The 6549-nt window shown below is 37.0% G+C and carries 2 protein-coding genes; both read right to left on the reverse strand.

All coding sequences use genetic code 11. The annotated features are described in order from the left end of the window. Nucleotides 1-35 precede the first annotated feature (35 nt). A complete protein-coding gene (locus tag CSW08_RS14610; RefSeq protein ID WP_157831506.1) occupies nt 36-824 on the reverse strand; it encodes a hypothetical protein in 789 nt (262 codons plus the stop codon). Nucleotides 825-1023: 199 nt separating this feature from the next. After that, nucleotides 1024-6549: LamG-like jellyroll fold domain-containing protein (locus CSW08_RS14615; RefSeq protein WP_157831507.1), on the reverse strand; the 5526-nt coding region annotated here is incomplete at its 5' end.

Below are 6549 nucleotides of genomic sequence, written 5' to 3' on the forward strand. Positions count from 1 at the left end.
TATAATAAGACTCTTTTATTAAATGAAAACACTAATTAATTTAGGACTATTTTTCTTCTAAGTCCACCTTGGTCGGTTTCGATGGCTACGATGCCATATTTAATTTGACTAATTTGCAATGGAATTTTGATTAGTTTGGAATTTACATGACTAAAAGTAAATACTTTTTGTCCGTTTAGATTATAAATATGAATATTTTTAACGATGTATTTGTCGTTTGTATTTATATACAATTGTTTCGAGTCATTCAAATAACTTATTTCTGTGTCTTTCAAGGTTATGTCTTCAGTATCCAATGTTTTAGCAAAAAAGGATGTATTTTCACTCTTAAAGGCTAAATAAAAGCGATTTAAATAATCACCTTTTGCTATGGTGGCTGCATAATTAGAATCGTTTATTTGGGTGTATGTCTTGAGCAAAGCATCATAAATAAATAAATCGATAGGCGTATCAAAATTTTCTAGCGTATCCAGGGCGATTTCAATATCACCATCTTTAGACATAAATAAGCCTAAAGGATATTTTTTGGAGATATCAAAGGCTCCTACAGCTTGAGTTGTACATCTTAAGTCGCCAATCATCCAATTTAAGTCATATGGGTAATCGTCTTTATTAATGGCATCAAATCCATAGTCATAATTATCACTTGCTGAATTATCTTTGGTAAAAGCAAATAACAAATGCCTTACATAGCCATCGGGCATGAGAAAGTCTATTCTAACTCTTTGGATGTTGCTGCTTGTTGTAAGTGCCGCTAAACTGTTAGTGAAACTACTCACTATAAATAACAAGCACAATAAATGAAAGTGTAATTTTTTTGCCATTAGATTTGGGGTTTATAATGAGCACTCAATTATTTTTATGCGATAAAGATACGAATAAATTCAATTAAAAATCTTTAAAAAGTCAATATAATCGATGAAATACATTCTAATGACACAAAATGTGGGAAATATATATAAAAAATGCATAAAAAAACTGCCTAGTGTTTTTAGGCAGTTTTTTGATTTTTTAGAGTGATAATTATTGACTTATAATTACTTTTTTACTGATGGTTCCATAAGAAGAAACCACTTTAACAATATAATTTCCTTCTGAAACATTGCCCACAGGAATACTCACATCATTAGAGATGTTAGGCAAGTTTGTTTTGTTCCAAGACTTTAAAGTTTGACCTAATATGTTTATCAAATACACTTGTTTCACTTCAATGTCTGGCGACCCTTGAATTAATATTTCTTTACTGTTGCTTAAATAGTTTATTTGAAACTGATCTAATGCTTCATCAGATAAAGAAAGGGTCTTATCATTTTTCATAAATGTTATAAAGAATCTATGTAAATGATTGCCTGCTTCAAGATTGGCCGCATATTTACTGTTTTTATCATTTATCTTGGTGTAGGTTTCCAATAAACTATCATAAATGTACACTTTTGTATTAGGATCTATATTTTCCATTTCAGTGATAGATATCTCAACCGCACCTGCTTTTTTAAGGAAGATACCAAAAGGGTATTGTTTTGTGTCATCAAAAGCACCAACAGCCTGAATGGTATATTTTTCGTTATTAATCATAAATAACATATCATTAGGCAGCGTTTCAAACACCTTGGCATCATACCCATAATCAAATCCGTCAGAAGCTTCATTGTCAGGAGTAAAAGCTAATAACAAATGTCTTCTAACCTCAGGAGTCCTGAATTGTAGTCTAACACGTTGAATAGCATTTTGAACATTTGTTGGATTCGAACCATTTTTAGTATTTTTTGAAGCGCTTGATTTTAAAAATTGAGAATCATTTGGATTTTGTTCTGTTTTAAAGATTCTTTGACTATTTTGAAACTTCAACTGATCCGTTAACTGAGTAAAAGCCGAATGTACAAAAAATCCTTGAGCTACGGGAATGTAATCACCTGGCGTTAGCAATGATGATCCAGCACCACTAATTTCATAACCATCTGTTGTGGTATAAGTTGCAGCTGTAGGAGGAGGGTTGCCTCCAGCTCTAGTATAGGTAGCATATCCTCCTTGGTAGTCTCTTAATACATGGGTGTTATTTGAATCGAAATGTATCCAGAAATAAAGGGTGCCATCAATACTACCCGTAGTGCCTGAATTTGCGCCAGAACTACTGCCATCTGGGTTTAATAGTGGAATGTTGTCTTTTATAAATTCCATAGCATCAATAGCAGATGGGTATGGGTTTCCAATCAACGCATCGTTTCCAACAGTTATAGCTCTATTGATGGTATTATTATTAGGCTTACCAATAAAGGTGTAGTTTTGGTAAGAGTTACTAGAGCCGCTACCTTTCATGGTATATCCTAAACCAGGTTTAATACCAGATGATTTGTATAATTTTACCCATTTAGCATACGTATTGGAAGTATAGTTTTCATAAGCCCATAACCAATATTCTGGTATGGACAAAGGATTGGAAGGCGACGCATTATAACCACTAGCTAACCAGTTTATTTGTACCGGATTGCTGGAAATTGTCCCATCAAACTTATTATTTAATAAGGTGGCAGGCATATTATTACTGGTGATATTTTTGGCACCTACAGGAGAACCCCAGTAGTTATAATTAAAAAGGTTTACAGCACCTTGTTGATCACGTTCAATATCTCCAGAACTCGTAACGTCCAGTATACTTTCGTTAAACTGAATGGTGGGGTTGCCAGAAGTATTGTATCTTTTTTGTACCAGTTGCGACTCACCAACCAAATCGATTTTCCCGTCAAGTTTTAAATAATGGGTTATCCAAAGGCCGTGACCTATGTTGGTTTCATCTTGGGCACCAGCACTGTTGGTGATGGTTAATTCGTTAGTTTTAACCAATAGCCCTAATAACGTCAAATCTTTTGCATTGGAAGTGATGTTATGGGAAGTCTCAACAATATTCCAGTCGATTTTGGTTCCGTTTACTGTGCTATTTGGGGTGTACCAAACAACAGGTTGTTCCCAGGTGTTATTGGTTTCCCATAAACCATTATTTGCTGATCTGTATGGTAGCGGAGCTGTTTCTTCTTGAGCTGAATTAATATTTCTTAACCTACCATTAAGACTACCTTTTGTTGGTGTTAAATAGCCGCAATTTAAATCCATGCGATAATAGCCATCTAAATTGGACCAAAGTAATGGATTATCATCAGTGCCATCTTGTGTTGCGTCTTGACCATAAATTTTTAATGGAATAATTTCTCCCATAACATCATCTCCACCATTGAGTTTTATTTCCTGATTCATCATTTGATGAATATGCTCAATATCCAAAGCTTTATTCCATATTCTTAGTTCATCAATCCAGCCATGATAATAATTAACAGGCTTGTTAGGAGGATTATTAGCTTGATCCATAGCGCCTAAAAGACATTCCATGTCATTAGCGGTAGGAGCACTACCATTAGCACTTGCTTTTTCAACCCCGTCCATGTATAGTTTATAAGTACTACCATTAAAGGTTACAGCAATATGATGCCATGTTGTTGCGTCGATAGCATTACTTGAAATGGAATTATTGCCCCAATGGAATTCTACTGAACCACCATTCAATCTCAAATCATATCCAGAAGTTAAATTATTGGCATCACGTTTTGAAAAAAGGCTTTGTGTACCAGATAGGTCACCAGCCTTCACCCACATTTCTATACTAAAAGGCCCTGTTCTATCGTAATTGTCTTTAAAAGTAACATAATCATTTACGCCGTCAAAATCAAGCTGGCTACAACTATTGATAGTTACTTGTACATTGCTAGAACATCCATTAACGGCCCAAGCAAGAGTATATGTTCCCGGTACACCTGTAAAGATGGCATTAGGATCATTTTCATTAGAGAATGAGTAAGTACTGATTCCACATGCCGTAGGAGCCGAGGTTACAGTCCAAGTTCCAATTTCACCAGTGCCAGGGTAATCTGGGGAGGCAGGAGCCTCATTAGGAACTTTATAATTACCATCCCAAACGCCATTGTCATAATTTTGTTGGGCAGTAAGCGTATTGTCGTAGGCATGCAGAGTTACAGTATCTTCACCACATTCATTAGTAATTGGAACTATATTTTCGCCGGCATATGATAATGTTGCTTCAATAGTAATAAACTCAGTACCAGAGGTGTCAACACTTCTACAACCATTAATTAAGGATGTTGCCCCATAATTTTGCACACCAGGTGTAACAGGATTTATATTTACAGTAGATCCAGTAGTAACCACTACGCCAAAATCATCCGTCCATTCAATCACTTCATCAATTGGGTCGTTAGGGATTTGAATATTATCCAATGCCCATGAACTTCCTGTAGAACCACCGCCTTCAAAATAGAAACGAATTCTTAAATTGTCTTGGCCCAAATAATTTTGAATATCTATTGAAATAGGGACAAAATTTTCCATGTGTGTGCCAGCTCCCGATGTTGAAGGCCCAGAAAAATCATGTGGTTGTCCATCAAATGTATTAATACCTGGATCTAATGGATTTACCAAAGCGGCATAGGTACTACCACCATCGGTTGATATCTCTACCTTTATTTCAGCACCAGCTTCTAAGAAATATGCGGTGTCAAATGTTAAGGTTACATCAGTTAATCCATAGGTGCTAAAAATAGGTGTTTCTAAGGATGACCATGTATTTCCCCATGGCTGACCTTGTCTTTTAATTTTTGGATCCGTTAAATCACCATGTACAATAATATATTTAGGATCTGCTGCATTGTATAGGGTTCCTGCCGCATTTCTGCCGCCATTTTGATTTGTAATTTCTGCCCAAATAAAATTCTTTTCATTACTATTACTTGCAGGAAGTTTCCATTCATCAATACCGTTTATCCTCCAACCTTCGGGGTTGGCAAAATTAAATAAACCACCTTCGTTTACATCAGAACCAACGCCATATTCACTTTCAACTTCAACTAATACTGACTCTCCCAAGCAAATGGTATTAAATTCTGTACCATTGATGATTGTAGGAGGTATATCTGGAGGTATTACAGATATAATAACTACCGGTGAAAACCCTAAACAATCACCTACATTTATCACTGCTCTTAACATGGTGGTAACTTGAACATCCATTAATGTATATGTTGTAGCTGTATTGGCAATTGGAGACCAGTTAACCCCACCATTTGTAGAATACTCCCAACGGTTTATGCTACCTGCTAAGGATGGGTCGATATCCAATTCTAAAGCGACATCCTGTTGTATGGTATTTCCAGTAATAGGATCTATTGGGCAAGCAGTTATTTCTATAATATTAGCTGCATCTGCGATTGTTTCTGTTTGTACATTATAACCCGTAAGTGTCCCACTATTAATAGTAGGTGCATTTACAGTGATAATGGTTTGGCATGTATCGATATTGCCTTGACTGTCTGTAACCGTTAAAGTCACTGTATTGGTACCAATATCATTACATCCAAATGAGTCTTTGTCTAAGCTAAGGGTTATGGCGCCACAGTTATCTGTAGAACCATCATTAATTTGACTTGCTAAAATAGAGGCTTCACCAGTTACTCCATCTAAAGTAATGGTGAGTGTATAAGGTGCAATACAACTTGCAATAGGGTCTATAGCATCGTTAACCGTTATTGCTTGTGTTACATTTATACTGTTTCCAGCATTATCTGTTACACTATAAAGTCTACTTACCACTACAGGACAAGTACCAGAAGGTGTATCACTAACCCATGCAACTTGAGGATTGGCAGTACAGTTATCGGCTTCATCTATAACAAGTGTAATATCTGGTGCAGGTGCAGATCCAGAAGCTACAATTGGAGCAGGGTTAGAGGCTGTTGGTAATTCGTTGTCTTCAACTGTAACGGTTTGATTACATGGATCTGAAACATTGCCATTTTCGTCCGTCGCCGTCCATACTACGGTTGTATTCCCAATTCCAAATATGTAGGTCGCTGGGTTGATGGTTACATTGTTAACTTTAGCCGTAAATGTTATGTTTCCAGGAGCAGTACAATTATCGGTAGCTGTTGGTGTACCTATAGAAGCTGTTGTTGAACAATTACCAGCGCCGTCATCAGATGTATTTACTGTTACTGTAGCTGGGCAATTAATGGTCGGTTTTGTTGTATCAGTAATAATTACATTTTGGTTAACATTTATTGAGTTTCCATTGCCATCATCGAATGTCCAAGTTATTACATGGGTTCCTTGAGTGCTGTAAGTCAGTGGGTCAGAGGTTATACCGGTAATAGTGCCTGCACAGTTGTCTGTGGTTGTTGGTGTGGTAGCCGTTGCGGAACATTGTCCTGTAACGTTTGCCAAAGTCGGAATTATTGGGTTTGTTGTATCGTCAATGGTAATTGTTTGGGTCACGTTTATGCTGTTACCGTTTCCGTCATTGACGTTGTAGGTTCTTGTAATTGTGCCGTCGTTCACCAGCGGGCTGGCAGAATCGCTCACGAAGGTTACCGTGGGCGTTCCACAGTTGTCCGCTTCATCGTCCACGACCGTTACGTCTGGCGCGGGCACGTCCGCAAGGCACTGCACGCTTATTGGCGCAGGGTTGGAAGCCGTCGGGTTTGTTGTATC

The organism is Confluentibacter flavum (genome assembly GCF_002843175.1).
Lineage (GTDB): Bacteria > Bacteroidota > Bacteroidia > Flavobacteriales > Flavobacteriaceae > Confluentibacter > Confluentibacter flavum.